This is a genomic window from Bacillota bacterium, from assembly GCA_024655925.1.
GTDB lineage: Bacteria > Bacillota > DTU025 > DTU025 > JANLFS01 > JANLFS01.
In genome coordinates, this window is record JANLFS010000096.1 from 1 (window position 1) to 2427 (window position 2427).

A 2427-nucleotide genomic window follows, 5' to 3' on the forward strand; every position below is an offset into this window, starting at 1 on the left:
GGACGGGGGCTCGATGGTGTCTTGGGGCACCCGCAACACTTCTGACACACCGTCCACAACCATCCCGATCAGGCTCTCGCCCATCTGGATGACGACAATCCTCGTGGATTTGGTGTGCTCCCCACAGGGGAGTCCGAACCGCCTCCTGAGGTCTATGACTGGGATGACTCTCCCCCTCAGGTTGATGACCCCCTCCACGTGGTCAGGCGCGTGGGGTATCTTCGTAATGTCCTGCATTCTGTTGATGTCCTGTACCCTCGATATGTCCACCCCGTAGGACTCCCCGTTAAGCTCAAAGATCACAAGTTGCAGCTCTTCCCTGCCCATTTGGCGTCCTCCTCTCTGGCGCACCCCTTGCTCTACCTTACTTCAGATAGTTTATGAGTCCAGTCTGAGCAGATCTGGCTGCGGCGGTCAGGGCGGCATGATAAGCGTTTTCTTGCTCGGCCAGGCGGAGGACCGCCTCGGCGAGGTCCACGTCCTCCGTCTTGCTGAGAAGACTTGTGAGCGAGATCGTATCATCCTGAAGTCTGTTGGCGATGAGCTCAGCACGGTTTGTGCGCCCGCCAAGTTCCGACCGGAGCTTCAGGACCCGGTCGAGGACGGAGTCGATATTGGCCAAGTCAGCCGTGGCTAGAGTCTCGACATCATCTGACCTGAGGTGGTTGGCTACCTCGATCAAGGTATCATACACGCTGACATCCCCGATGAAGACCTCTTCTCCCGTGAGGTTGGATGCGACCGTGACCCCGGGGCCGATCTCGATGACGTTCCGGCCGGAGTCACCACGGTACACCACAGTCTCGGGCGGGTTCCCCACTACCTCAAACGGGGGAGAACTGACTTTGTGCCCGGCGAACTGGTAACGCCCGTTATGCACACTGTTTCCGGCCTGCACCACCTCCCAGAAGAGCTCCGTGACCTCCACCGCGATGGCTTCACGCTCTATGGGAGTCGCGGTGTCCGTCGCCCCGCGAAGGATCAACTCCCTCACGCGGTTCAGCACATCGCCGACCTTCGCCAAAGTGTCGTCGTTCGCTGTCAGCTCAGTTGTGAGGTCGTCCACGTTCCGCCGGTACTGCTCGATCCCCCGGAGGGTGGATCTGATCCGGACGGCTTTCGCTGCGCCGTGGGGGTCGTCCGACAGTCTCGTGATAGACTTGCCAGTAGCGACCCGCTCCTGGCAGGCCTGGAGCCGCTGGAAAGTGGTGTTTATGTACCTGATCGATCTCTCGATCATCACATTGTTGGTCACGCGCATTTCCCGCGCCTCCGCATCTACCGGCCTACCAGGCCTGTTCTGTGGATCAGAGTCTCCAGCATCTCGTCCACCGCGTTCACCAACCTGGATGCCGCGTCAAAAGCTGATTGGTAACGGATGAGGGACAGGAGTTCCTCATCGATGGAGACACCGGAGATAGCCTCGCGCCTCGCGGTCTGTTGATCGAGGACGCCGGAGTAGACATCGCTCGACCTGGCGGACTCAAGGGTGTCTAGGCCGAGCCGCGTCACCATGCTTCCGTAGAAATCCCGGAATGTCGCTGTTCCTCCGTTCATCGTGAGCATGTCCTTTAATTGCGCTATGGCCAGTGCGTTCGCTCCGTTGCCCGCTCCTGTCGGCGAATCCGCCGCCGCAATGAGACTTGGATCGTCCAGTATCTCCTGCTTCACACGAATGCCCGCCGCCCCAGAGCCTTCGAAGAAATCACCCCCGGGATTCCCGGCAAGGTCGAATCCGGCACGATGCACCTGGTTGACCTGGGAGATTATGCTGTTGGCCAGAATGTCGAGTTGCTCGATGTAGTAGGGGATGAGAGTGTTCGCCGACTCAAGCAACCCTTTGATCCGACCGTTCTGAACAGGCGTCTGGGCCGAGAGTTCCCTGCTCTCGTTGCCCGACACGAGGATCCTACCACCGACCGCGATGTTCACAGTCCCATTCGACAGCACACTCACGGATATATCCACATCCGACGCAAGCTGGTCAATGAGGAGGCCCCTCTGGTCCTCCAGATCCCCGGTGTTGTCCCCAAGCAGCCTCGCCCGCATTATTTCGCCGTTCAAAACGGCGATGGCCTGAGCCGCCGCGTTCACTCTACTGAGTGCAGACTCGACGTTCGAGTTCACCTCTTGGGCCATTTCGTGAAGCTGCCTGGCCGCAAGGTTCAGTGCGGATGACAGCGAGATTGCTTCCTGCTGGACTGAGGTGCGCCTCCCGGGATCAGAGGAATTCTTGGACAGCTCCTGCCACGCGACCCAGAACTGGTCCATCATGGCCGAGAGTCCGATATCGCTCGGCTCTTTGAAGACTTCCTGGATCTCCTCGAGGACGTAGTTTCTCGATTCCCATCGCCCGAGAGAGGAGAGAGTCTGTCTTATCTGAGAATCCACGAACCGGTCACGCAGCCGCTCCACTCCGGTGACAGC

At 59.3% G+C, this 2427-nt stretch carries 3 protein-coding genes; all 3 read right to left on the bottom strand.

Annotated elements, in window-relative coordinates; all coding sequences use genetic code 11:
• Positions 1–327, bottom strand: a 327-nt coding sequence (locus NUW23_12750) for a chemotaxis protein CheW (GenBank protein MCR4427034.1), incomplete at its 3' end; no start/stop codon positions are given.
• Positions 328–364: 37 nt separating this feature from the next.
• On the bottom strand, positions 365–1261 hold the full coding sequence (flgL, locus tag NUW23_12755; GenBank protein MCR4427035.1) for a flagellar hook-associated protein FlgL: 897 nt from the start codon (positions 1259–1261) through the stop codon (positions 365–367).
• A gap of 17 nt (positions 1262–1278) precedes the next feature.
• Positions 1279–2427, bottom strand: a 1149-nt coding sequence (flgK, locus tag NUW23_12760) for a flagellar hook-associated protein FlgK (protein MCR4427036.1), incomplete at its 5' end; no start/stop codon positions are given.

Excerpts from the sequence above, each read along its gene's own strand:
- flgL (MCR4427035.1), bottom strand. The coding sequence starts at position 1,261 with ATGCGCGTGACCAACAATGTGATGATCGAGAGATCGATCAGGTACATA.